This window comes from Klebsiella sp. PK18, from assembly GCF_057784655.1.
On the sequence record NZ_CM173493.1, the window covers coordinates 1,430,577 to 1,455,161 of the forward strand.

Sequence of the window (24,585 nt, forward strand, 5' to 3'; positions counted from 1 at the left end):
TTATTTATGATGAACCCTATTTGAATTGCTTATAGGTAAGCGGATGCTCCTGCGCCATCTTTCCTACTTTATCGCCGTGGCAGAACATCGTGGATTTACCCGCGCCGCCGCGGCGCTCCATGTCTCCCAGCCTGCGCTGTCACAGCAGATCCGCCAGCTGGAAGCGATGCTGGAGGTTCAGCTCTTTGACCGCTCTGGTCGTTATACCCGCCTGACCGATGCCGGAGAGATCTGGCTGGAGTATGCCCGCCGCGTGTTACGCGATCTTGAGGAGGGGCGGCGCGCCCTGCACGACGCAGAAGATCTGCAGCGTGGTAAACTCCGCATCGCCATGACGCCGACCTTTACCACTTACATGCTGGGGCCGCTGGTGGAGGCGTACTATCGACGCTACCCCGGAGTGAAATTGCTTATCCAGGAGATGAACCAGGAGCGGATGGAAACGATGCTCCTGGAGGATGAACTGGATGTGGGAATTGCCTTTGGCGAGAGCCTCTCGCGGGATATTGTGGTTCAGCCGCTGCTGACGGAAACCCTCGCGCTGGTGGTGAGCCGTGCGCATCCGCTGGCTCATGAAAGCCACCTGCAGCTGCAGGCTCTTGACGCACAGCCGCTGATTTTACTGAGCAGCGAGTTTGCCACCCGGGAACAAATCAACCGCTATTGTCGCCGCCATCGGCTCGAACCAGACGTGCGGATGGAGGCCAACTCCATCGGCGCCGTACTAACGGTTATTCGCGGCACGCCGCTTGCGACGCTGCTGCCAGCGGCGATCGCCGGACAGTATGATGACCTCGTGGCCATTGAGCTTAAGCCCGCGCTGCTGCAGCGCACGGCCTGTTTGCTGCAGCGCCAGGGCGCATGGCAGAGCGCTGCGGCGCGCGAATTCATTGCGCTGGCGCGGGAGATCGCGGTAACGCTTGAGCAGGAAAACGGCCAGGCCCTGTATGAGGACCTGCGTCACTTGCCGACGAGCCTGGACTAACGATCGGCTTCGCTGAGGATATCGGCCTCATCGGGCAGGGTATTCTCCCGGAGCATGCCCTCTTCTTTGAGCCTTTCCAGTACGTGATGAAAGAGTTGAGTCTTGTCTGGCTCGGCCATATTCTGTAATTTCTCATTAAATACGGTATGGGACTGAATAAGGTAATGGATAAATTCCAGCAATACCTCATTTTGCGGCAGGACGGTTAATTCCTGATGGATGTAACTGGTTTGTTCCAGCAGCGAATTTTTTGTCACGTCCATAGGCCGGGCGCTAATACTGTGAGCGTATATTTTCTCAATGGCCTGGCTGGTGATATAGATGCGGTTCAATGATATAGCAGAGTATTCGTCTTCATCCGGAATGAAATGACAATAGACAAACGGTTTGTCGGGCAGCATCATGCTGAGTCTGTTTTCGTAAAGAATATCATCAGGCGTCTCCAGTAGCGCCATTAAATTCCGACTGTGTGGGTGCCAGAGTCCGGATGCGGACACTTTTACGTTAAACTGCGTCACCGTATTTCCGCGTAATGTTTCCACCATCGGAATATCGTCATCAAGCCGCAGAATGCTGCGGATATGGGAGTGGGGTGACCAGAAAGTCTCCACTTCCTCGGCAGAGGTAAGCGGATTAAGCGCGGTGGTCACGTCTTTTTCCTGATGAGAAAGGACGGCTATTTTTAATGTTCCCCGCGTCGGATTAAGCTTCAGACAGAGATTGATCGCACCAATATCATGCCAATGAAGAATGTCTTCAAGTTCGCAGTTTAATAATTTTTGCGCCCGCGCCAGAGAGCAATACTCCATTGGCGGTAAATTATTTAGCTTCCAGATATTCCGTTCTGTAATATTCATAAGAATTGTACGTCGATGAAAAAATAAATCGCCATGGTGAGCAAAAAGCATCGATGACAAGGATTTATTCTTCCCGCTGACTTCCTTTACCTGATTAACAAAACCCATTCACATTGAGAATAATATGTCGATAAGTTGGCTGTTTTTATTGTTTTGCTGCCGCGTATTTACTTTATCCCGTTATCTTATCATCTCTTATTCGTAGAGAAAAATAGTTTGCTCAATATAAGCATTTCTTTCTGGCAGGAATCTTTTTGCAGGAATGTTGAAGGCGAGCACGAGCGGAGTACGAAGAAAGGGACAGTCAATTGGCGACCTTCGTGGTCGGCAGGGGGGGGCAAACAGACGCCAGTCGCGTCTGTTTGGTGTAGCTGTTGTTATTGTGGCGTCGACAGAAAACGGTCACCCGGCTGCGCGATGGCATACCATGCCATCATCTCTGCGGTGCCCGGTTGGCCTTCGGCAGGCGCCCAGGCCATGGTGTCAACTTCGGCAAGCGGCTGATAAGCACCTTGCTTAACTTCAAAAACCATCCCGCCCGGGTCGAGCGAGAGCACCGTATGCCAGGTACCGGCTTCCATTTCCAGCGCCGTGCAGGTTTCACCCAGCACCACCCGGCGGGTGACTACGCCATTGTCATCAAAATTCAGTACCACAAAGCGGCCTTTCAGGGGCAGCAAAAGTTCGAAGGTATGTCTGTGCCGGTGCGGACGGATATAGGTGCCGGGTTCCATCGCAATGGCGAGGCGCTGTACCGGGTCGCTTAGTTCGGGATGAAAATTGCGATGGGCACGCAAGCGCGGTGCACTGGCTGCCGCTTCGCTCTGCTGCTGCATATCGCTGAGGGTGATCTGTTTCATATCAACGCCTGGCTCCTGTATCGTCCAGAGAAGGTTGCACTGGGGTAGTGGCTTGTGACTGTTTAAGCCAAGGGGCATTGTACGCGGAATGCGCGTTTTTGTCGGTTTATTGTCTGTGCGATTGACTGGGGCGCCCCTTCCTGTCCTGGCTAATCCACACGCGGATAATTTCGGCAAATTATGATGGCGAGAAGAATATGCCATGGCTGGCGTTTAGGTCATGGTGGGAAATAGCGGTCAACGTTTATATGGTGTCCCCTGCAGGAATCGAACCTGCAACTAGCCCTTAGGAGGGGCTCGTTATATCCATTTAACTAAGGGGACAAGGCGGTGCGAGTATAGCGTTTTTTGCCCGCCTGAGTAAGAGCCATACCGTCTGACTGCTTAAACCCTCGCCACTCACGGCGCTTTTTTTATGCCCGGTCGGCGTTTTTGGCTTTCTCCGCGGCCTGGGCGCGGGCTTCCGCTTTTCGCTTGCTGCTCATATCGTTACGGATCTGCGCATGGCTCAGCAGCGCGAAGATGAAGGTCCCGCCGCAGATATTTCCCGCCAGCGTCGGCAGGGCGAACGGCCAGATAAAGTCGCTCCAGGGCAGGCTTCCGTTAAACACCAGATAAAGGATCTCGACCGATCCCACCACGATATGAGTCGTATCCGCCAGGGCGATAAGCCAGGTCATGAGAATAATCACCACGATCTTGGCCGCACCGGCGACAGGAAACATCCAGACCATGGTGGCGACCAGCCATCCGGAAATAATCGCATTAGCGAACATCTCCGTCGGGCTGTTTTTCATTACATCTTCGGCGATGCTGACAAAGGCCTGACGAGTTGGTTCATCAAAGACGGGCATAAAATTGAAGGCCCATGCGGCCACTGCGGTACCGATGAGGTTGCCAGCCAGCACCACCGACCACAACCGCATCAGCAAACCGATGTTACCTGGGGTGGGATTGTGCATCACCGGCAGAACGGCGGTAACCGTATTTTCCGTGAACAGCTGCTGGCGGGCCATGATCACGATAATAAAGCCGAAGGTATAGCCGAGATTTTCCAGTAAAAACCCGCCCGGGATCCCCTCCAGTTTGACGTGAAAAATCCCTTTTGCCAGCAGGGAGGCGCCCATCGACAGACCGGCCGCAATGGCTGACCACAACAGGGCCAGCGCATCGCGTTCCATCTCTTTTTCCCCTTCCTGGCGAATATGTTCATGGATGGCCATCGCCCGCGAGGGCAGGCGATCTTCATCCACTTCTATTTCCTCGCCGCGCTGTTTTTCTTCACTTTCGACTTCTCGCTCGTCATCCGCTGGTTTTAATTTGTTATTGTCTAGTTCATCCATTTCGTGGCCCTCGCTATCAATCTATATAGATATAGCGTAGCGGCTTTCCCTGCCGTCTGGCTGGGCATACTCTGAAATCGCAAAAATGGTAACGTCAGATTTTTGTTGCTCCGGTAGAATAGGAGTCCCGCGATCTCGTTATTCCCAGGCTATGATCAAATCAACAACTTGGGTGATATAGACATCGTTCAACGTGCTGTTACAATCGCTCACATCTATACGGGCGGAAACGTTGTCTTTCCGTCATGGATGGCAACTCGCGATAGCCATAAAAACCAGGGAGACACCTATGAATTATCGCCTGTCGGCGCTTGCGCTTGGCGCCACATTGCTGGTGGGATGTGCCAGTTCCAGCTCTGGCGATCAGCCGCAGGGGCGTTCAGACCCGTTAGAAGGGTTTAACCGCACGATGTTCAATTTCAACTTTAACGTGGTTGATCCTTACGTGCTTCGCCCGGTGGCGGTGGCATGGCGTGACTACGTCCCGCAGCCGGCGCGCAATGGTTTGAGCAACTTCACCAGCAACCTTGAAGAGCCGGCGGTAATGGTGAACTCCTTCCTGCAGGGCGACCCCTATAAAGGTATGGTGCACTTTACCCGTTTCTTCCTGAACACCATCCTCGGGATGGGCGGTCTGATCGATGTCGCGGGCATGGCGAATCCGCAGCTGCAGCGCGTTGAACCGCATCGTTTCGGCAGCACGCTCGGCCATTATGGCGTCGGCTATGGTCCGTATGTGCAACTGCCATTCTACGGTAGCTTTACGCTGCGCGATGAAGGCGGTGATATGGCCGATGGCCTCTACCCGGTACTCTCCTGGTTGACCTGGCCGATGTCGATTGGTAAATGGGCTGTCGAAGGGATTGAAACGCGTGCCCAGCTACTGGATTCCGACGGCCTGCTCCGTCAGTCTTCCGATCCTTACATTTTGGTGCGTGAAGCTTATTTCCAGCGCCATGACTTTATCGCCAACGGCGGTAAGCTGACCCCGGCGGACAACCCGAATGCCCAGGCTATTCAGGATGAGCTGAAGGATATTGATTCACAGTAATCTGCGAATGATAAAAAAAGGGTGAACATGTTGTTCACCCTTTTTTGTTGCGCGCGGCTTATCAGAAGCGGTAGTTGAAGTTGGCGCCGTACAGCCAGGCGGTCCCTTCGGAACGGAAGGTATACGGGCCTTCCTTAATTTCTACGTGCTGGCCGTGCATATAGGAAAGACCGACGTCAACCGACGCATCCTTGTTAAACGCGTAAGTGGTACCCGCGCTCAGCCACAGGCGATCCTGGTCAGGAATGGAGATGGAGCGGTTGTTGGCCGGCACCGGGCTGTCATCGAAAGCGATACCGGTGCGGAAGGTCCAGTTATCGTCGTAATAATACGTGGTCCCCAGAGCAAGACGGTAAGCGTCTTTAAAGCCTTCCTCTTTATAGAACAGCGTCTGGCCGTTGCTGCCGGTGGCTTTCAGCTCCTGGAACTGACTCCAGCTGGTGTAGGTCAGGCTATAGTGGACCGCCCACTGCGGTGCCACGCGGTTATAGCCCGACAGCTCCCACATTTCCGGCAGGTTAAGGGTCAGTGAACCGCCAGTGGTCTGGCCGTTAGTGCCCGCTGGCAGACCGAAGTTGCCGAGGATTTGGTTATAGGCCGCCGGCAGGCTGCTGCGGTAGTTACCGTCGAAGTCGATCTTCACCTCGGAACGGTAGGTAAAACCGTAGCGGTTGTTCTTATCCAGCTCATAGAGGATACCGGCATTCCAGCCAAAGCCCCAGGCGTTGCCGTTAAGATGGGCGATCTGCGTGTCGGCAGGGATCTTCGCCACCTGGCCTGCCAGCGCCGGCGGCAGTGCGCCAGAACCAGCGACAATCTGACCCAGGTCACCCGCATAGCGCTCGATCTTCGCCTTGGCGTAGACCGCGTCAAAACCTAAGCCAAAGCTCCAGTTGCTGTCGAGACGGTAGGCGCCGCTCAGGTTGAAGTTCGCGGTGGTCAGGTCGGTTTTACCGCCCATGCTGCCAGCCGCATAGTCATCGTTGTATTCCGTTGCCAGGCCGTAGTTAGAGGTAATGGATGCCCCCCAACCGAATTGATCGTTAATCGGCGCGACAAAGTGGAAGTTGGGAACCCACGCCGTCGGGGCGATATTGTCCGCATTCAGGCTCTTGCCGGTGGGAGAGGTGCCGGAGACATTGACACCCGGGTCAACAAAAACGGCGCCCGCCGACATAGTTGGACGGTCAAACATCATAATTAATGCCGGGTTACGACTGGCATTGCCTGCATCGTCTGCGATAGCCCCTTCACCGGAATAGGCCCGACCCAGCCCTGATGAAGAGAATTCGTTGAGCTGGAAGCCTGCTGACCAGGCCTGGGTGGAAACAAGTGCTACAGCCACTGCAAGGGCAGATTGGGTAAAGCGGGTTTTCTGGCTCATGCCCATAACCTCATTGAGTTATTTTTTTTTAAACTATGTTACATGCCGTAACAGAAGCGCGGAAGTGTAGGGTCTGTGGTACAACAGAGAAATCAGACCAGTGCGCTGAGTATAGGTCTGACCAGATGAGTTGTTGCAAGTTTGTTTATGAAGTTTTTCAATTGTGATAACAGAAACGCGATCCAGCTGGCAAAATTGTCGGGGGGAGTAAGAGGCAGAAAAGCTGATTTTTGTTTTAGATCATTTTTAAGTGTGATTTCTGTCACTTAACGCGGTGATGGCGATTCTCAGCTGGAGGCTCACCGGGGGCAGGGCATAAAATAGGCACATTATTTGTCTGGCACCGAAGGTGCCTATACAGAGGAAATCTACGATGAGTAAATGTAGCGCTGATGAAACCCCGGTATGCTGCTGTATGGATGTTGGCACCATTGTGGACAACACCGACTGCACCGCCTCATACAGCCGCGTGTTCGCCAACCGCGCTGAAGCGGAGCAAACGCTCGCTGCGCTGAGCGAGAAAGCGCGTAATGTGCAATCTGAACCGTGCAAAATCAACCCGACCTTCACCGATGTTGACGGCGGCGTACAGCTGGATATCGATTTTATTTTTAGCTGCGAAGCCGAATCGCTGATCTTCCAGTTAGGATTACGTTAATCCCTCCGTTTAACGCCCCGTAGAAGGGGCGTTACCTTTCTGTTCAATGTGTTTTGGCTCGCAATTTTTCGCTTCCCCGATTGGCTTAATGTAAAAAATTAGTTAAGACTGTTATCAGGTCAGACCACTTGGTTGTTTTGCTTAACAGGGGAGCGTTATGAGTCAGGCATTACCGCTTATCACCCGTCAGGGCGATCGCATTGCCATTGTCAGGGGTTTACGCACGCCATTTGCGCGCCAGGCGACGGTTTTTCATGGCGTTCCGGCCGTTGATTTAGGGAAAATGGTGGTTGGCGAAATGCTCGCCCGGAGTGACATTCCCGCGGACGTCATTGAGCAACTGGTTTTTGGCCAGGTGGTGCAGATGCCGGAAGCGCCGAATATCGCCCGGGAAATCGTGCTCGGCACTGGAATGAGCGTGCACACCGATGCCTATAGCGTCAGTCGCGCCTGCGCCACCAGCTTCCAGGCCGTGGCGAATGTTGCTGAAAGCCTGATGGCCGGCACCATCCGCGCCGGTATTGCCGGCGGCGCCGACTCCTCTTCTGTATTGCCCATTGGGGTCAGTAAAACACTGGCCCGCACGCTGGTGGATGCCAATAAAGCCCGCACGCTGAGCCAAAAGCTGAAGCTGTTTTCCCGTCTGCGGCCGCGCGACCTGCTGCCGGTCCCCCCGGCGGTGGCGGAATATTCAACCGGTTTGCGGATGGGCGATACCGCGGAACAGATGGCGAAAAGTTGGGGCATCACCCGGGAACAACAGGATGCGCTGGCGCATCGTTCGCACCAGCTGGCGGCCAAAGCCTGGGAAGAGGGAAAGTTGTCAGCTGAGGTGATGACGGCCTACGCGCCCCCTTTCCGCGAGCCGCTGGAGCAGGACAACAATATTCGTAAAAATTCAACCCTCGCAGATTACCAAAAGTTACGCCCTGCCTTTGACCGCAAGCATGGCACCGTCACCGCTGCCAACAGCACGCCGCTGACGGACGGCGCGGCGGCGGTGATCCTGATGACCGAGTCCAGGGCCAAAGAGCTGGGTCTGACGCCGCTGGGTTATCTGCGCAGCTATGCCTTTACCGCCATCGACGTCTGGCAGGATATGCTGCTGGGGCCCGCATGGTCCACGCCGCTGGCGCTGGAGCGGGCAGGTCTGACGCTGGCGGATCTGACGCTTATTGATATGCACGAAGCTTTTGCTGCGCAGACGCTGGCCAATCTCCAGTGTCTGGCAAGCGAGCGCTTTGCCCGTGAAGTGCTGGGACGCTCGCAGGCCACCGGTGAGGTGGATGAGAGCAAGTTTAACGTCCTCGGCGGATCTATTGCTTATGGCCATCCTTTTGCTGCCACCGGCGCGCGGATGATCACCCAGACGCTGCATGAGCTACGGCGACGGGGCGGGGGATTCGGTCTGGTGACGGCCTGCGCGGCAGGTGGTCTGGGTGCGGCGATGATCGTGGAGGCTGAATAATGGATGCTGTTTCCGCTTTTAAGCTTGAGGTCCGTGCGGACAAGATCGCGGTGATCACCATCGATGCCCCGGGTGAGAAAATGAATACCCTGAAAGCTGAGTTCGGCAATCAGGTGCGGGGGCTGATACGTCGGGTTCGTGATGATAAGTCGGTGCGCGGCGTGGTGTTTATCTCCGCCAAAGCGGATAACTTTATCGCCGGCGCAGACATTAACATGATTGCCCGCTGCCGCAGCGCGCAGGAAGCGGAAGCGCTGGCGCGCCAGGGACAGCAGATTATGGCTGAGATCCATGGCTTGTCGATCCCGGTGATTGCCGCCATCCACGGCGCCTGCCTTGGCGGCGGTCTGGAACTGGCGCTGGCCTGCCATGGCCGTATCTGTAGCGATGACGAAAAAACCCGTCTCGGTTTGCCGGAAGTGCAGCTTGGCCTGCTGCCGGGCTCCGGGGGAACGCAGCGTTTACCGCGGCTGATTGGCGTCAGTACAGCGCTGGATATGATGCTTACCGGCAGGCAGCTGCGTGCGCGCCAGGCGCTGAAGGCCGGTCTGGTAGACGAGGTGGTTCCGCAGGCGATTTTATTGCAGGCGGCGGTGGAGCTGGCGCTGAAGGGGCGACCGGCCAGTCGGGATATGCCCGTACGCGAACGCGTGCTGGCGGGGCCTTTGGGCCGCCATCTGTTATTCCATTTCGTCGGCAAACAAACGCAGCGCAAGACCCAGGGGAACTATCCGGCGGTGAAGCGAATTCTGCAGGTTGTCGAGAATGGCCTGGCCCACGGTTGCAGCAGCGGTTACGCCGAAGAAGCTCGCGCGTTTGGCGAACTGGCGATGACCCCGCAGTCGCAAGCGCTGCGTTCGATCTTCTTTGCCAGTACCGATCTGAAAAAAGACCGTGGCGCCGAAGCAGAGCCCGGACCGCTGACGAGCATTGCGGTGCTGGGCGGCGGCCTGATGGGCGGGGGGATCGCCTATGTGACCGCCTGTAAGGGCGGGCTGCCGGTGCGCATTAAAGATATCCAGCCGCGTGGGATTAACCATGCCTTAAAGTACAGCTGGGATCTGCTGAATAAACAGGTCCGCCAGCGTCGTCTGCGCCCCAGCGAGCGCGATCGCCAGATGGCGATGATCTCCGGCGCCACCGACTATCAGGGCTTTGCTCATCGCGACGTGGTGATCGAGGCGGTATTTGAGGACCTGGCCCTGAAGCAGCGGATGGTCAGCGAAGTGGAGCAATATTGCGGGCCGCAGACCATCTTTGCGTCGAACACCTCATCGTTACCGATAGGCGATATTGCCGCCCAGGCCCGTCGCCCCGGGCGGGTGATCGGCCTGCATTTCTTCAGTCCAGTGGAAAAAATGCCGCTGGTTGAAGTGATCCCGCATAAGGGAACCGATCCGCAGGCTATCGCCACCGTGGTGCAACTGGCTAAACGTCAGGGGAAAACGCCGATTGTGGTGGCGGATAAAGCGGGCTTCTATGTGAACCGCATCCTCGCGCCCTATATCAATGAAGCGATGCGCCTGCTGGTGGAGGGCGAACCGGTTGAAGAGATTGATAAGGCCCTGGTTAAATCCGGTTTCCCGGTAGGGCCAATCCAGCTACTGGATGAGGTTGGCATCGATACCGGCACCAAAATTATCCCCGTGCTGGAGAGCGCGTTTGGAGAACGTTTTAGCTCACCTGCAAACATCATTGACGCGATTTTGAAGGACGATCGCAAAGGTAGAAAAAATAATCGTGGTTTCTATCTTTATGAGACAAAAGGGCGTAAAAGCAAAAAACGGCCCGACCCGGCAGTCTATCCGCTGCTCGGCATCGACCGCCCCCAGTCGCGGCTCTCCGCGCAGCAGGTGGCGGAACGCTGTGTGATGATGATGCTTAACGAGGCGGCGCGCTGCTTTGATGAGCAGATTATCCGTAGCGCGCGCGATGGCGATATCGGCGCCGTCTTTGGTATAGGGTTTCCGCCATTTCTTGGCGGCCCGTTCCGGTATATGGATACTATCGGCGCGGGTGAAGTTGCCGCGATCCTGCAGCGCCTGGCCGCCCAGTACGGCCCACGTTTTACACCCTGTGACACTTTATTACGCATGGCCGAACAGGGGACAACCTTTTGGCCAGCGGATGAACGGCTGACCTAAGTTGTGGTCAAAGAAGATAAATCCGGCTGCGGATGACGCTGTTGATTGGCTGTTTTGTAAACAATGATTGACTATACTTACGCCATTGAGGTAAAAAACAGCGTTTCATTCGTTGAATGGATCAGGCACAATGCCCGGCCACCGGGTCACCTGCGTATTGTCTTCGCAGGCCAAACTACGGTGCTTCTGGTTAACAAAAGCGGTGCAATATGCAAGTTTTTATTATGCGTCACGGCGACGCTGCCCTCGATGCAGCCAGCGACTCAGTTCGTCCATTAACCGTATGCGGTTGTGATGAGTCTCGTCAGATGGCAACCTGGCTGAAAGGTCAAAAAGTGGATATTGAGCGCGTTCTTGTCAGTCCCTATCTGCGTGCAGAACAGACGCTGGATATTGTTGGGGAGTGCATGAACCTGCCGAAACATGTCGACGTGATGCCGGAACTCACGCCGTGCGGCGACGTAGGCCTGGTTAGCGCCTATCTGCAGGCGCTGGCGAATGAAGGCGTGGCGACGGCGCTGGTCGTCTCCCACCTGCCGCTGGTGGGGTACCTGGTCTCAGAGCTGTGTCCGGGGGAAACGCCTCCGATGTTCACCACCTCGGCTATCGCCTGCGTGACGCTGGACGCCGACGGCAAGGGTGAATACCTCTGGCAGAAAAGCCCCTGCAATCTCAAGATGGCCAACGCCATCTGACGGCCCCGGAGCCCGCCGTTAAGGCAGCTCCGGCGGTTGCCACTCCTCTACCTCAATCAGTATCAGCAGTGCGGCGTCACCGCCGTACTCTTTTGGTGCCTGGTGAAACGCCATAATATGCGGGTGTTGCGCCAGCCACAGCGGGGTTTGCTGTTTGAGAATATGTTTGCCGTGCCCGTGCATCACACAGGCGCAAAACACATGTTCGCGGCGGCAGGCGGCAATCAGCGCGCCCAGTTCCTGTTTGGCCTGCTGCTGGGTGAGCCCATGCAGATCGAGAAACAGTTCCGGCGAATAATCCCCACGGCGCAGCTTTTTCAGCTCAAAATGGCTGACGTCGGCGCGGACATATTTCGTCGAGCCTTCAGTATTCAGTAGCGGCTGAAACTCATCAGAGAAATAGTGGCTGTTATCGGCCTGTTCCTGCAGCAAACGCTTCGGAGCAACCTCAGTGACTTTCTTGCGCTGCGGACGGTGAACGATGGTGTCCTGCTTGATCTTCCGCGTGCCGGTCATTAACTGACGGAACAGCGCCTGATCCTCCTCGCTTAGCGATGTCTTCTTTTTCATTGTCCACTCTCATTAATACTTTGCGCTAGTTTACCCGACTCAATATCCCTTCGGGCAAGGAAAACCTGTTTTTTCCCCGGTCACCCCACGCAAGAATGCTGATTTATCGCCGTCTTCATGGCACACTAGCCGCCGAATTTATAGCAGAGTGTGCCCTGGAGGTTGTCGTGGATAAAATTTTTGTTGATGAGGCAGTCAATGAGCTGCATACCATTCAGGACATGCTGCGCTGGGCGGTAAGCCGTTTCAGTGCTGCTAATATCTGGTACGGTCACGGGACTGATAACCCGTGGGACGAGGCAGTACAGCTGGTGCTGCCGTCGCTCTACCTACCGCTGGATATCCCGGAAGATATGCGGACTGCGCGTCTGACCTCCAGCGAGAAACACCGCATCGTTGAGCGGGTGATCCGCCGCGTGAACGAGCGCATTCCCGTCGCCTATCTGACCAACAAAGCGTGGTTCTGCGGGCATGAGTTTTACGTCGATGAGCGGGTGCTGGTCCCGCGCTCCCCGATTGGCGAACTGATCAACAATCAGTTTGCCGGGCTGATTAACCATAAGCCGCAGCATATCCTTGATATGTGCACCGGCAGCGGCTGCATCGCCATCGCCTGCGCCTATGCTTTCCCGGAAGCCGAAGTCGACGCCGTGGATATCTCCCCGGACGCGCTGGCCGTCGCCGAGCACAACGTGGAGTCCCATGGCCTGATCCATCACGTGACGCCGATCCGCTCCGACCTGTTCCGCGATCTGCCGAAGCTGCAGTACGATCTGATCGTCACCAATCCGCCGTATGTCGATGAAGAGGACATGGCCGATCTGCCGGAAGAGTATGAGCATGAGCCGGTGCTGGGTCTGGCCTCCGGTAGCGACGGCCTGAAGCTGACGCGCCGCATCCTCGGCAACGCGCCGGATTATCTCAGCGATGACGGGATTCTGATTTGTGAAGTCGGTAACAGCATGGTACATCTGATGGAGCAATATCCGGACGTGCCGTTTACCTGGCTTGAGTTTGATAACGGCGGCGACGGTGTCTTCATGCTGACCAAACAGCAGCTGATTGACGCCCGCGCGCACTTCGGTATTTATAAAGACTAAAAAAAACAACACGCCAACATAACGAAAAAGATTGGAGCCGTGATGGCAGGAAATACAATTGGACAACTCTTTCGCGTCACTACCTTCGGCGAATCGCACGGCCTGGCGCTGGGCTGCATCGTCGACGGCGTGCCGCCGGGCATCCCGCTGACCGAAGCCGACCTGCAGCACGACCTCGATCGTCGTCGCCCGGGCACCTCGCGTTACACCACGCAGCGTCGCGAGCCGGATCAGGTCAAAATTCTTTCCGGCGTCTTCGAAGGCGTTACTACCGGGACCAGTATCGGTCTGCTGATTGAGAACACCGATCAGCGTTCGCAGGATTACGGCGCAATCAAAGATCTGTTCCGTCCGGGCCACGCCGATTACACCTACGAGCAAAAGTATGGTCTGCGCGACTATCGCGGCGGCGGTCGTTCTTCTGCGCGCGAAACCGCGATGCGCGTAGCGGCCGGGGCGATTGCCAAAAAATACCTTGCCGCGAAGTTCGGCATCGTCATTCGCGGCTGCCTGACGCAGATGGGCGATATTCCGCTGGCCATCAAAGACTGGGATCAGGTCGAGCAGAACCCGTTCTTCTGCCCGGACCCGGATAAAATCGACGCTCTGGATGAACTGATGCGCGGCCTGAAAAAAGAGGGTGACTCCATTGGCGCGAAAGTGACGGTGGTGGCTGACGGCGTACCGCCGGGCCTCGGCGAGCCGGTCTTCGATCGCCTGGATGCCGATATCGCCCACGCGCTGATGAGCATCAACGCCGTGAAAGGGGTGGAAATTGGCGACGGCTTTGAAGTGGTGAAGCTGCGCGGCAGCGAAAACCGCGATGAAATCACCAAAGACGGATTCCAGAGCAACCACGCCGGCGGCATTCTTGGCGGCATCAGCAGCGGCCAGCAGATCGTTGCCAACATCGCGCTGAAGCCTACCTCCAGTATTACCGTTCCCGGTCATACGATTAACCGCTTTGGCGAAGAAGTGGAGATGATCACCAAAGGGCGTCACGATCCGTGCGTCGGCATTCGCGCCGTACCGATCGCTGAGGCGATGCTGGCGATCGTCCTGATGGATCACTTTATGCGTCAGCGCGCGCAGAATGGCGATGTGACGACGACAATTCCACGCTGGTAACCATGAAAAACACCGTTATCGCACTGCTCGCGCTGCTGGCCAGCGCCGGTAGCCTGGCCGCGACGCCGTGGCAGAAAATATCCCAGCCGATCGGCGGCAGCGCCCAGTCAATCGGCGCATTTTCCAATGGCTGTATCGTGGGCGCCGAGGCGCTCCCTCTGAGCGCCACCGGCTATCAGGTGATGCGTACCGATCAGCGTCGCTACTTCGGTCATCCGGATCTGGTTCAGTTTATTCAGCGCCTGAGTAATCAGGTGCACAATAAAGGAATGGGAACCGTGCTGATTGGCGACATGGGGATGCCGGCAGGCGGGCGCTTTAACGGCGGTCACGCCAGTCACCAGACGGGCCTGGATGTCGATATTTTCCTCCAGCTGCCGCAAACGCGCTGGACATCGTCTCAGCTGTTGAAGCCGCAGGCGCTGGATCTGGTCGCCAGCGACGGCAAGCACGTGGTGCCGTCGCTGTGGAGCCCGCAAATCAGCCAGCTGATCAAGCTGGCGGCGGAAGATAGCGAGGTCACCCGTATTTTCGTCAACCCGGCGATTAAACAGCAACTGTGCCTGGACGCGGGCAGCGACCGCCAGTGGCTGCGTAAAGTCCGTCCCTGGTTCCAGCATCGCGCTCATATGCACGTCCGACTGCGTTGCCCGGCGGGAAGTCTGGAGTGCGAGGATCAGGCGCCACCGCCGCCCGGCGATGGCTGCGGAGCGGAGCTGCAGAGCTGGTTCGAACCACCTAAACCCGGGTCTACCCCACCTGTGAAGAAGACGCCGCCGCCGTTGCCGCCTTCCTGTCAGGCGCTACTGGATGAGCATGTGCTGTAATGGATAGTTTTATCGAGTTGTTTGCCGTATCGCCGTTGGTGCTGGTGGTACTCTTCTTTGTCGCCATCCTGGCCGGTTTTATTGACTCACTGGCCGGAGGCGGGGGCTTATTGACTGTCCCTGCACTGATGGCGGCCGGCATGCCGCCAGCGCAGGCGCTGGCGACCAATAAGCTGCAGGCCTGCGGCGGGTCGCTATCGGCGACCCTCTATTTTGTCCGCCGTAAGGTGGTCAGCCTCGCCGATCAGAAGCTGAATATTCTGATGACCTTTATCGGCTCAACCGCTGGTGCGCTGCTGGTCCAGCACGTCCAGTCCGATATTCTTAAGCAGATCCTGCCGTTGCTGGTGATCGGCATCGGTCTCTATTTTCTGCTGATGCCGAAACTGGGCGAAGCGGACCGGCAGCGTCGGCTGTACGGTCTGCCGTTTGCGCTGGTTGCTGGCGGCAGCGTAGGATTCTACGACGGCTTTTTTGGCCCCGGCGCCGGTTCGTTTTATGCACTGGCTTTTGTCACCCTGGCCGGATTTAACCTGGCGAAGTCGACGGCCCATGCCAAGCTGCTGAACGCGACCTCAAACGTCGGCGGTCTGCTGCTGTTTATCATCGGCGGGAAGGTCATCTGGGCCACCGGCTTTGTGATGATGGCCGGCCAGTTTATTGGCGCTCGCGCCGGCTCCCGGCTGGTGCTGAGTAAAGGGCAGTCGCTGATCCGGCCGATGATCGTTATCGTCTCGGCGGTGATGAGCGCGAAGCTTCTCTATGACAGCCACGGGGCTGAGATTTTGCAGTGGTTGGGAATTCATTAATGCAACAGCAACACCATTATCAGCAGCTGATTGACCTTTTCGACAGCTGCTTTGCCGAAGAATTTAATACTCGCCTGGTAAAAGGCGACGATGAGCCGATCTACCTTCCGGCCGATGACGACACGCCCTATCACCGTATCGTGTTTGCGCACGGGTTTTTTGCCAGCGCCCTGCACGAGATTTCTCACTGGTGTGTCGCCGGCAAAGCGCGCCGCGAACGAGTCGATTTTGGCTACTGGTACTGCCCGGATGGCCGCGATGCGATGACTCAAAGCCAGTTTGAGGACGTCGAGGTGAAACCGCAGGCCTATGAGTGGCTGTTCTGCGTGGCGGCGGGATTTCCGTTTAACGTCAGCTGTGACAATCTGGAAGGAGACGTTGAGCCCGATCGCATCGCCTTCCAGCGCCGGGTCCATGCTCGGGTGATGACTTTGCTTGAACAAGGGATCCCCGAACGTCCGGCGCGTTTTATTCGCGCATTGCAACATTATTATCAAACGCCGACATTGACGGCGGAACACTTTCCGTGGCCGGAAGACCTGCACTAAGGCCACACATTACATGACAAGAGGTAAGATGATGATCGCGGAGTTTGAATCACGCATTCTGGCGCTGATTGACAACATGGTAGACCACGCCAGTGATGATGAACTGTTTGCCGGCGGTTATCTGCGCGGCCACCTGACGCTGGCGGTGGCTGAGCTGGAAGGTGAGGGCGAGCATTCTGCTGAAGCGGTAAACAGTAAGGTCAGCCAGAGCCTGGAGAAGGCCATCAGCGCTGGCGAACTGTCGCCGCCGGACCAAATTCTGGTGCAGGGGATGTGGCATAACCTGTATCAACAGGCGAAAAATCAGGCCTGAGCCATATTGTAGCCCGGGTCAGGCGTCAGCCGTACCCGGGAAATTGCCTGCCCTCATGGTTTTATTTCACCGCTTTTCCCTTCAGCAGTTTTCTCACCCACAGCCGATTCGGATTCAGCGCCGCCAGAGTATCGCTATCCAGCGGCAGCGGTTCACCGCTCATCTGGGCCGCCAGCAGCTCAGCGCTTAACGGCGCGGTGCAGAGTCCCCGCGATCCGAGCGCCCCAAGCATAAACAGGTTACGACAGACCGGCGCGCGACCGGCGTGATCCAGCTGTTCGTGGAGGCTGGCGTATTGCGTCAATGTTGCCTCATAGTCTGGCACGTTGCCGACCATTGGCAGGTGATCGCGGGTGGCGCAGCGCACGCCGCAGCGGGCGGCATTGGCGCTGATATCCACGTCCAGCGTCCACTCCGCGTTCGGGAAACAGTCGATCAACCGTTGCCGGTTGTGCTGCTGATCTTCCTCGCTGAAGGTGGTATCGGTCTTCCCGCGATGGTAGCTGGCGCCAATACAGTGCTGCTGATTTTGCGGATTATGCGGCGTCAGGTAGCCATCGTAGCACAGCACCTGGCGCAGGGCGGAAAGCCGCGGGGTGGTAGGTATATGACTGACCTGGCCGCCAACAGTGTAGACCGGCAGCTGCGCGGTTTGCGCAAAATCCGCGATGCTGTGGCCGTTCGCCAGTACCACCGCCTGATGATTGCGCTGCTGATTGAGCAGCCAACCATCGCCCTCCGCGCTGAGCGTTTCAACGTGATAACCATAGTGCACGTGCAGTCCGCGAGTTGCCGCCAGCGCCAGCAATTCGGCGGTGAGCTGCTGCGGGCACAGCCAGCCGCCGGCCGGATAAGTGATGCCGCCGCAGCCGGTATCGACGCCGGTCAACCCGACAACCTGTTCCGCCGTCACCGCGCAGGCGATGTCCGGGGGTAAATTCAGCGCCAGCATCTGGGCGATTTTGTGCGCGCTTTTTTCATCCCAGCCGAGCTGGGTGACACCGCACCATTGATGATCGAACATCACCGGCAGCGCGTCATACATTCGGCGGGCGAAGGTAAAGGCTGCCGGAAAAAAGCGCGCCAGCGCCGGATCGTGCTGGCTTAACAGCGGATACAGCGCACCCTGGCGATTGCCGGAGGCGCCCTGCGCCGGGGCGTCGTCGGCGCAGTAGAGGGTCACCTGCCAGCCGCGGCGCAGCAGCGCGAGGGAGAGCAGGGCGCTGGCGATCCCGCCGCCGATGATGGCTACCTCGCGGGCATCGCTGCTACTGCGAGCGAACCAGGGGACGCGCGCAGGAAAGCTCAGCGTTTGCGCCATCTCGCCGGTCAGCATCTCCCGCTTGCGGCCGAAGCCTTTGCTTTTACGCATGGTAAAGCCGGCCTCCTGCAGGCCGCGGCGGACAAACCCTGCGGAGGTAAAGGTGGCCAGCGTCCCGCCGGGCCGCGCCAGACGTGCCATGGCATTGAACAGATCCTGGGTCCACATGTCGGGATTTTTGGCCGGGGCAAAGCCGTCAAGAAACCAGGCGTCCACCTGCTGGTTCAGCGAATCATCCAGCTCCCTGGTCAGCTCATTGATATCGCCAAACCACAAATCGAGCGTCACCCGCCCGCCGTCGAGCAGCAGACGATGGCATCCGCCGAAGGCCGACGGCCATTTCGCCTGCAGCTGGTGCGCCCACGGAGCCAGCTCTGGCCAGCGCTGGTGCGCCAGGCGGAGATCCTCAGCCTTTAACGGATATTTTTCAAAACTGATGAAATGTAACCTTTGCAGGGTAACGTCCGGGTTATCACGAACAAAAACGTCAAACGCCTGCCACAGGGTGAGGAAATTGAGCCCGGTACCGAAGCCGCTCTCCGCGACGATCATCAGCGGGCGAGGGTGGCTGGCGAAACGCTCCGGCAGGCGATTTCCACCGAGAAAAACGTAGCGAGTCTCTTCCAGACCGTTGTCATTGGAAAAGTAAACATCGTCGAAATCTCGGGAAACAGGTGTACCCTCAGCGTTGAATTCCAGGTTGGCGGGTTGTATGGCGTTTTGTTTCACGTAAGTTACTCGAATCACAAGGCGTAGCACGATCTTAACGATGTGTGCCTGAGGGCGCAAATTTATACACAAAATGTCTGATCGGACTTGTTCGGCGTACAAGTGTACGCTATCGTGCGACACGAAACTTAAAATAGTGCGACTTACAGAGGTATTTAATGAAACGTGCAGTGATTACTGGCTTGGGCATCGTTTCCAGCATCGGTAATAACCAGCAGGAAGTCCTGGCATCTCTGCGTGAAGGACGTTCAGGGATCACTTTCTCTCAGGAGCTTAAAGATTCAGGGATGCGCAGCCACGTATGGGGCAACGTCAAACTGGATACCACTGGCCTCATTGACCGCAAAGTAGTGCGCTTTATGAGCGACGCTTCTATCTATGCTTACCTGTCCATGGAACAGGCCGTTGCCGACGCAGGTCTGGCGCCGGAAGCATACCAGAGCAACCCGCGTGTTGGCCTGATCGCAGGCTCCGGCGGCGGCTCCCCGAAATTCCAGGTCTTCGGCGCTGATGCCATGCGTAGCCCGCGTGGTCTGAAAGCCGTGGGCCCGTATGTAGTCACGAAAGCGATGGCTTCCGGCGTTTCCGCCTGCCTCGCTACGCCGTTCAAAATCCACGGCGTTAACTACTCCATCAGCTCGGCCTGCGCCACTTCCGCTCATTGTATTGGTAACGCGGTAGAGCAGATCCAGCTGGGCAAACAGGACATCGTCTTTGCCGGCGGCGGCGAAGAGCTGTGCTGGGAAATGGCCTGCGAGTTCGACGCCATGGGCGCACTGTCCACCAAATACAATGACACCCCGGAAAAAGCGTCCCGTACTTATGATGCGAACCGTGATGGCTTCGTTATCGCCGGCGGCGGCGGTATGGTCGTGGTGGAAGAACTGGAACACGCCCTGGCGCGTGGCGCGCACATCTATGCCGAAATCGTCGGTTACGGCGCAACTTCCGATGGCGCGGACATGGTCGCCCCGTCTGGTGAAGGCGCAGTGCGCTGCATGCAGATGGCGATGCACGGTGTTGATACGCCGATCGATTACCTGAACTCCCACGGTACGTCTACTCCGGTCGGCGACGTGAAAGAGCTGGGCGCCATCCGCGAAGTGTTCGGCGACAACAGCCCGGCTATCTCGGCAACCAAAGCGATGACCGGCCACTCGCTGGGCGCGGCGGGCGTACAGGAAGCCATCTACTCCCTGCTGATGCTGGAGCACGGCTTTATCGCGCCGAGCATTAACGTCGAAGAGCTGGACGAGCAGGCTGCCGGCCTGAACATCGTCACCAAACCGACTGACGCTAAGCTGACCACCGTGATGTCCAACAGCTTCGGCTTCGGCGGCACCAACGCCACGCTGGTGATGCGTAAATACAACGCCTAATCAGCATGCGAAGTGCAGAGGGGAGCCACCGGCTCCCCTTTTTCGTTATCTTGACAGGGTAAGGGCCAGCAGGCACACTGCTGGCGGATCCATTAGTCTCTCCACTAATGCGTAAGCGTTTAACGTCAACCAACGCGCCTTAACCCTGATAATCAGGTGGAGGGGGCGTGTCGCTTTGCTCGCCTTACTCTGCGAATCTGGAGTAATGCATGTCCGCAGTTACTGAAACAACATCCCATTCTTCGGCGAATTTTTCGCTTTTCCGTATTACGTTTGCCGTCTTTTTGACCTATATGACTGTTGGTTTGCCGCTGCCGGTGATCCCGCTCTTTGTCCATCAGGAGCTGGGATTTGGCAACACCGTGGTTGGCGTGGCGGTAGGGATCCAGTTCCTCGCCACCGTTCTGACCCGCGGCTACGCCGGGCGCCTGGCAGACCAGTACGGCGCTAAACGCTCCGTCCTGCAAGGGATGCTGGCCTGCGCCCTGGCGGGCGCGGCATGGCTGGCCGCTGCGCTGTTGCCGCTGCCGGTGCTCGCCAGGCTTGGCCTGCTGCTGCTGGGCCGCCTGATCCTCGGGTTTGGCGAAAGCCAGCTGCTGACCGGTAACCTGAGCTGGGGGATGGGGCTGGTGGGGCCGGCCCGCTCCGGCAAAGTGATGTCATGGAATGGCATGGCGATGTACGGTTCGCTGGCGGTGGGCGCCCCGCTGGGATTATTGATCTATAGCCATTTCGGCGTGGCGGTGCTGGCCTGCGTCACCATGGGATTACCGCTCGTTGCCTGGCTTATTAACGGTACCGTGCGCAAAGTGGCGGCTCACGGTGGCGAGCGGCCTTCATTATGGAGCGTCATCGGCATGATCTGGCAGCCAGGCATTGGCCTGGGCCTGCAGGGCGTTGGTTTTGCGGTGATCGGCACCTTCGTTTCCCTCTATTTCGCCAGCCATAGCTGGCCGATGGCCGGCTTTACCCTGACGGCGTTTGGCGGCGCCTTCGTCGTGATGCGTATTCTGTTTGGCTGGATGCCGGACCGGTTTGGCGGCGTCAGGGTGGCGATGGTTTCGCTGATGATAGAGGCGGTTGGTCTGACCCTGCTGGGGCTGGCGCCGAATGCCTGGCTGGCGCTGGCCGGTGCGGCGCTAACCGGATGCGGTTGCTCACTGATTTTCCCGTCGCTCGGCGTGGAGGTGGTGAAGCGCGTCCCGGCGCAGGTGCGCGGCACCGCGCTCGGCGGCTATGCGGCCTTTCAGGACATCTCCTATGGCCTGACCGGGCCGCTGACCGGCCTGCTGGCGACCTCGCTGGGCTACTCGTCGGTGTTCCTTGCCGGCGCCCTCTGTGCGGCGCTGGGGATCCTCGTCACCCTCGTCTCTTTTCGCCGCCAGGGTTAAGTTATTGTCCGGTCTTGCTTGCGGGCAGACCGGACGCCGTCTGTCGCGGCAGATAATACTTCACCTGGAATTCAAACATATTGGTATACAGAATGGAATAATCGATAGGCTGGTGGTGTTCATCAATCGCCTGCGTCTGCATGCGGATAATCGGATCTTTAGCGCTGATATGCAGGAGGGTTGCCAGCTCAGGCGTTGGGAGCACCGGCACTATTGATTCGTAACATCCATTTATTCTTACCCCACATTCGTTTTCTATATATGAAAACTTCGATTTCTTCATATGCGCGATGGTCAGATCGGGAAAACGGGTCGCGGAGAGCCAGGTTTCTTCTAATTGCATGGCAATATTATCGATAAAACGTAATCTCTTAGCATAATATACCGCTTCGCCATGCTGCAATTGCAGTCCACGGGCAATTTCCTCCGACGCTGGCTGTAACTCGAATTTGAGGATCTGGCTGGAGGGCGTTTTCCCCTGATTACGGGCAATTTCGGTAAAACTGTCTAAGTGTGTCACCGACGCCTGGAAATGCTTATTTCTAATCCATGTCCCTGAGCCATGTCGGCGTTCGATTAAACCATCCTCTTCCAGGGTTTTCAGCGCCTTACGTAACGTATTGCGCGAAACATCATAAAGTTCTGCCAACTCTTTTTCGGCCGGCAGAAGATCGCCAATGTTGTAGAACGGGCTATTAATTTTGTTTTTAAGCAAATTGACGATATTTTTGTAAACCACTTTTGAACCTCCACAATCCCTTTGGAAACATGGGCTTGCTAACGTATGTTGTTAAATACAGGGCAAGACGTTCATTTTTTGCTTTGCTTCTGCACCACTTTGGTATGGCTAACTGTGATCAAAACCGCGGTTAAGAAAATTAACAATTATTAAAGTGCTCGTCAATTGAGGTCATAAATAAAACAGGAAGGGGTAATGCAAAATATATTATTAGTGTGTGCGGCGGGAATGTCGACCAGTATGCTGGTGAAACGCATGCTGGAGCAGGCTGAAAATATTAAGGCTCAGGTTAATATCAATGCGCTGGCCATTTCTGAAGCTAAAGAAAAAATTAAGAACAATGAAGTAGATGTCGTCCTTTTGGGACCACAGGTCCGCTTTCAAAAAAAGGAAATAGAAGAGGTGGCTCAGGGAAAAATACCCGTGGCGGTGATTGATATGAAATATTATGGGCAAATGGACGGTAAAGCTGTTCTGGAAAGTGCGCTGGCATTATTGGCAAACCAATAGTTTTCTCATTTATCCCCGTTATCGTGTGGGTACTTTCGTTGCTGCCCTGGGCTGCTGCGGCTAAAAAACACGATGACGTTAATAAATTATTATGAATAAGGGTTCGTCATGAGTTTCATGGATACCTTTGAGCGCGGCATGGAAAAAATCCTCGTGCCTGTCGCGATTAAGTTAAATTCTCAGATCCACGTTTCAGCGATTCGCGATGCGTTTATTCTTTCGTTTCCCATCGTCATGGCCAGTTCGCTGATTATTCTTATCAACTTTGCTATTTTGTCGCCTGACGGATTTATCGCCAGTATTCTGCATTTAGGGGCGATATTCCCCCGCCTCGCGGAGGCGCAGCAGATTTTCACCCCGGTAATGAACGGTTCGGTCAATATTATGGCGATATTGATCACCTTTCTGGTGGCGCGCAATATGGCGATCAGCTATCAGCAGGACGATCTCCTGTGCGGCCTGACGGCGATCGGCGCCTTTTTTGTGGTGTACACGCCTTATACCATCATTGATGGCCAGGCCTATCTGGCGACCAAATATCTTGGCCCGCAGGGGTTGTTTGTGGCGATTATCGTCGCGCTGATTTCCAGCGAACTCTTTTGCCGCCTGGCGCGCAACCCAAGGGTGACCATCACGATGCCGGCTGCGGTGCCGCCGGCGGTGGCGCGTTCCTTTAAGGTGTTGTTGCCGATCTTCTTCGTGATGATCTTCTTTTCGATCCTCAACTATTTGTTGACGCGTATTTCGCCTAACGGCCTTAACGATCTGATCTATACCCTTATTCAGGCGCCGCTGAAGGATATGGGGACCAACATCGTGACGGTTCTGGTGCTGGGGCTGGTAGCGAATTTCCTGTGGGTGCTGGGGATCCATGGTCCGAACACCGTGGCCGCCATCCGCGAGACCATCTTCTCGGAAGCCAACCTCGAAAACCTCTCCTATGCCGCCTCGCATGGCAGCACCTGGGGGGCACCGTACCCCATCACATGGACTGGCATCAACGATGCGTTTGCCAACTGCGGCGGGTCGGGTATGACGCTGGGCCTGTTACTGGCCATCTTTATTGCCTCCCGGCGCAAAGACTACCGTGACCTGGCAAAAATGGCCTTCGTGCCGGGCCTGTTTAACATCAATGAACCGGTGATGTTTGGCCTGCCGATTGTGCTTAACCCCATTCTGGTGATCCCGTTTATTCTGGTGCCGTTTGTGAATTCATTGATCGGTTATTTCTTTATTAGCATGGAGTTTATTCCGCCGATTGCTTACGCCGTACCCTGGACCACGCCCGGGCCGCTTATCGCCTTCTTTGGCACCGGCGGCAACTGGCTGGCGCTGTTTGTCGGCATTCTGTGCCTCGCGGTTTCAACACTCATTTACTTACCGTTTGTGATTGCCGCTAACAAGGTCAATACCGCGGCGGCGACCGACCAGGAGGATGGCGATGTTTGCAGATGAAAGTACGGTCATGGAGTTGCTGATTTATGCCGGTCAGGCGCGATCAGACGCCATGGAGGCGATTGCCGCCTCCCGGCAGCGGGAATGGGGGCGGGCAGCGGATTTGATGGCCAGCTCGGAAGCGGCCTGTCGGGCAGCGCATCAGATCCAAACGGCGTTGATAGGTCAGGACGAAGGCTGCGGAAAAATCACCGTTAACCTTATTCTGGTGCACGCCCAGGATCACTTAATGACCGCGATGCTGTGCCAGGATTTAGCCAAAGAAATTATTGCCCTGCGCCAGGAGCGCTCTGCCTGATTTACCCGCCTTCAGCCGTTCTG

24 protein-coding genes and 1 tRNA gene are annotated in these 24,585 nt (G+C 56.5%); 17 read left to right on the top strand and 8 right to left on the bottom strand.

Annotated features, from left to right (window positions below):
• Positions 1 to 43: 43 nt before the first annotated feature.
• Positions 44 to 985 carry a transcriptional regulator CynR gene (cynR, locus tag AC3EMD_RS07060; protein WP_008803897.1) on the top strand — a complete coding sequence of 314 codons (942 nt, stop codon included), beginning with the start codon at positions 44 to 46 and terminating at the stop codon, positions 983 to 985.
• Here cynR and AC3EMD_RS07065 read toward each other — a convergent pair.
• From AC3EMD_RS07065 to AC3EMD_RS07080, 4 genes are all read right to left on the bottom strand, one after another.
• A complete protein-coding gene (locus AC3EMD_RS07065; protein ID WP_023323072.1) occupies positions 982 to 1,842 on the bottom strand; it encodes a hypothetical protein in 861 nt (286 codons plus the stop codon). The two genes, cynR and AC3EMD_RS07065, sit on opposite strands and share 4 nt — an antisense overlap.
• Positions 1,843 to 2,219: 377 nt before the next feature.
• Entirely contained in the window at positions 2,220 to 2,702 is a 483-nt protein-coding gene (locus tag AC3EMD_RS07070; protein WP_008803899.1) for a WbuC family cupin fold metalloprotein, read from the bottom strand.
• Between the two features lie 249 nt (positions 2,703 to 2,951).
• Positions 2,952 to 3,026, bottom strand: a tRNA-Arg gene (locus AC3EMD_RS07075).
• Positions 3,027 to 3,115: 89 nt separating this feature from the next.
• A complete protein-coding gene (locus AC3EMD_RS07080; RefSeq protein ID WP_008803900.1) occupies positions 3,116 to 4,045 on the bottom strand; it encodes a formate/nitrite transporter family protein in 930 nt (309 codons plus the stop codon).
• A 289-nt stretch (positions 4,046 to 4,334) separates the two neighbouring features.
• Between AC3EMD_RS07080 and mlaA the strand changes: the two genes are divergently transcribed.
• Entirely contained in the window at positions 4,335 to 5,096 is a 762-nt protein-coding gene (gene mlaA, locus AC3EMD_RS07085; protein ID WP_008803901.1) for a phospholipid-binding lipoprotein MlaA, read from the top strand.
• Positions 5,097 to 5,157: 61 nt separating this feature from the next.
• Here mlaA and fadL read toward each other — a convergent pair whose 3' ends face one another.
• Positions 5,158 to 6,486, bottom strand: coding sequence for a long-chain fatty acid transporter FadL (gene fadL, locus AC3EMD_RS07090; protein ID WP_008803902.1), 1,329 nt, complete (start codon positions 6,484 to 6,486; stop codon positions 5,158 to 5,160).
• A gap of 367 nt (positions 6,487 to 6,853) precedes the next feature.
• Between fadL and AC3EMD_RS07095 the strand changes: the two genes are divergently transcribed.
• From AC3EMD_RS07095 to sixA, 4 genes are all read left to right on the top strand, one after another.
• Positions 6,854 to 7,138 carry a YfcZ/YiiS family protein gene (locus tag AC3EMD_RS07095; RefSeq protein WP_012967491.1) on the top strand — a complete coding sequence of 95 codons (285 nt, stop codon included), beginning with the start codon at positions 6,854 to 6,856 and terminating at the stop codon, positions 7,136 to 7,138.
• Positions 7,139 to 7,295: 157 nt separating this feature from the next.
• On the top strand, positions 7,296 to 8,606 hold the full coding sequence (gene fadI / locus AC3EMD_RS07100; RefSeq protein ID WP_008803904.1) for an acetyl-CoA C-acyltransferase FadI: 1,311 nt from the start codon (positions 7,296 to 7,298) through the stop codon (positions 8,604 to 8,606).
• A complete protein-coding gene (gene fadJ, locus AC3EMD_RS07105; RefSeq protein ID WP_255987124.1) occupies positions 8,606 to 10,750 on the top strand; it encodes a fatty acid oxidation complex subunit alpha FadJ in 2,145 nt (714 codons plus the stop codon). The genes fadI and fadJ overlap by 1 nt, the downstream gene beginning before the upstream one ends.
• Before the next feature lie 209 nt (positions 10,751 to 10,959).
• A complete protein-coding gene (sixA, locus tag AC3EMD_RS07110; protein WP_008803906.1) occupies positions 10,960 to 11,445 on the top strand; it encodes a phosphohistidine phosphatase SixA in 486 nt (161 codons plus the stop codon).
• An 18-nt stretch (positions 11,446 to 11,463) separates the two neighbouring features.
• Here sixA and smrB read toward each other — a convergent pair whose 3' ends face one another.
• Positions 11,464 to 12,015 (bottom strand): endonuclease SmrB, encoded by a 552-nt coding sequence (gene smrB, locus AC3EMD_RS07115; protein ID WP_023323062.1) that lies wholly within the window; start codon positions 12,013 to 12,015, stop codon positions 11,464 to 11,466.
• A gap of 167 nt (positions 12,016 to 12,182) precedes the next feature.
• Here smrB and prmB point away from each other — a divergent pair, with 167 nt between their 5' ends.
• Genes prmB through AC3EMD_RS07145 form a run of 6 tightly spaced genes read left to right on the top strand, consistent with a single transcriptional unit; the run spans position 12,183 to position 16,740 of the window.
• Positions 12,183 to 13,115, top strand: coding sequence for a 50S ribosomal protein L3 N(5)-glutamine methyltransferase (prmB, locus tag AC3EMD_RS07120; RefSeq protein ID WP_002913346.1), 933 nt, complete (start codon positions 12,183 to 12,185; stop codon positions 13,113 to 13,115).
• A 42-nt stretch (positions 13,116 to 13,157) separates the two neighbouring features.
• Entirely contained in the window at positions 13,158 to 14,243 is a 1,086-nt protein-coding gene (aroC, locus tag AC3EMD_RS07125; protein WP_008803909.1) for a chorismate synthase, read from the top strand.
• Positions 14,244 to 14,245: 2 nt separating this feature from the next.
• Positions 14,246 to 15,070 (top strand): penicillin-insensitive murein endopeptidase, encoded by an 825-nt coding sequence (gene mepA, locus AC3EMD_RS07130; RefSeq protein WP_008803910.1) that lies wholly within the window; start codon positions 14,246 to 14,248, stop codon positions 15,068 to 15,070.
• Positions 15,070 to 15,879: a sulfite exporter TauE/SafE family protein gene (locus AC3EMD_RS07135; RefSeq protein ID WP_008803911.1), complete on the top strand. Its 810-nt coding sequence runs from the start codon at positions 15,070 to 15,072 to the stop codon at positions 15,877 to 15,879. The genes mepA and AC3EMD_RS07135 overlap by 1 nt, the downstream gene beginning before the upstream one ends.
• Complete coding sequence (locus AC3EMD_RS07140) at positions 15,879 to 16,427, top strand: elongation factor P hydroxylase (RefSeq protein WP_012540963.1); 549 nt, start codon at positions 15,879 to 15,881, stop codon at positions 16,425 to 16,427. Before AC3EMD_RS07135 ends, AC3EMD_RS07140 begins: the two co-directional genes overlap by 1 nt.
• Positions 16,428 to 16,458: 31 nt before the next feature.
• Entirely contained in the window at positions 16,459 to 16,740 is a 282-nt protein-coding gene (locus AC3EMD_RS07145) for a YfcL family protein (protein ID WP_008803913.1), read from the top strand.
• A gap of 61 nt (positions 16,741 to 16,801) precedes the next feature.
• Here the strand turns inward: AC3EMD_RS07145 and mnmC are convergent, their stop codons facing one another.
• Positions 16,802 to 18,790, bottom strand: a complete 1,989-nt coding sequence (gene mnmC, locus AC3EMD_RS07150; RefSeq protein ID WP_302074003.1) for a bifunctional tRNA (5-methylaminomethyl-2-thiouridine)(34)-methyltransferase MnmC2/FAD-dependent 5-carboxymethylaminomethyl-2-thiouridine(34) oxidoreductase MnmC1 — start codon at positions 18,788 to 18,790, stop codon at positions 16,802 to 16,804.
• Between the two features lie 158 nt (positions 18,791 to 18,948).
• Here mnmC and fabB point away from each other — a divergent pair, with 158 nt between their 5' ends.
• Together fabB and AC3EMD_RS07160 are read left to right on the top strand one after the other, a co-directional pair.
• Complete coding sequence (fabB, locus tag AC3EMD_RS07155) at positions 18,949 to 20,169, top strand: beta-ketoacyl-ACP synthase I (RefSeq protein WP_008803915.1); 1,221 nt, start codon at positions 18,949 to 18,951, stop codon at positions 20,167 to 20,169.
• A gap of 209 nt (positions 20,170 to 20,378) precedes the next feature.
• Positions 20,379 to 21,560 carry an MFS transporter gene (locus AC3EMD_RS07160; protein WP_302074004.1) on the top strand — a complete coding sequence of 394 codons (1,182 nt, stop codon included), beginning with the start codon at positions 20,379 to 20,381 and terminating at the stop codon, positions 21,558 to 21,560.
• Between the two features lies 1 nt (position 21,561).
• Here the strand turns inward: AC3EMD_RS07160 and AC3EMD_RS07165 are convergent, their stop codons facing one another.
• Positions 21,562 to 22,299, bottom strand: coding sequence for a GntR family transcriptional regulator (locus AC3EMD_RS07165; protein WP_012540966.1), 738 nt, complete (start codon positions 22,297 to 22,299; stop codon positions 21,562 to 21,564).
• Between the two features lie 195 nt (positions 22,300 to 22,494).
• Here AC3EMD_RS07165 and AC3EMD_RS07170 point away from each other — a divergent pair, with 195 nt between their 5' ends.
• The 3 genes from AC3EMD_RS07170 (at position 22,495) to AC3EMD_RS07180 (ending at position 24,562) form a co-directional block, all read left to right on the top strand.
• Positions 22,495 to 22,809 (top strand): PTS sugar transporter subunit IIB, encoded by a 315-nt coding sequence (locus tag AC3EMD_RS07170; RefSeq protein ID WP_022066023.1) that lies wholly within the window; start codon positions 22,495 to 22,497, stop codon positions 22,807 to 22,809.
• A 108-nt stretch (positions 22,810 to 22,917) separates the two neighbouring features.
• Positions 22,918 to 24,264, top strand: a complete 1,347-nt coding sequence (locus AC3EMD_RS07175; protein ID WP_224229307.1) for a PTS sugar transporter subunit IIC — start codon at positions 22,918 to 22,920, stop codon at positions 24,262 to 24,264.
• Positions 24,251 to 24,562 carry a PTS lactose/cellobiose transporter subunit IIA gene (locus AC3EMD_RS07180; RefSeq protein WP_032730861.1) on the top strand — a complete coding sequence of 104 codons (312 nt, stop codon included), beginning with the start codon at positions 24,251 to 24,253 and terminating at the stop codon, positions 24,560 to 24,562. The genes AC3EMD_RS07175 and AC3EMD_RS07180 overlap by 14 nt, the downstream gene beginning before the upstream one ends.
• Positions 24,563 to 24,585: the final 23 nt, after the last annotated feature.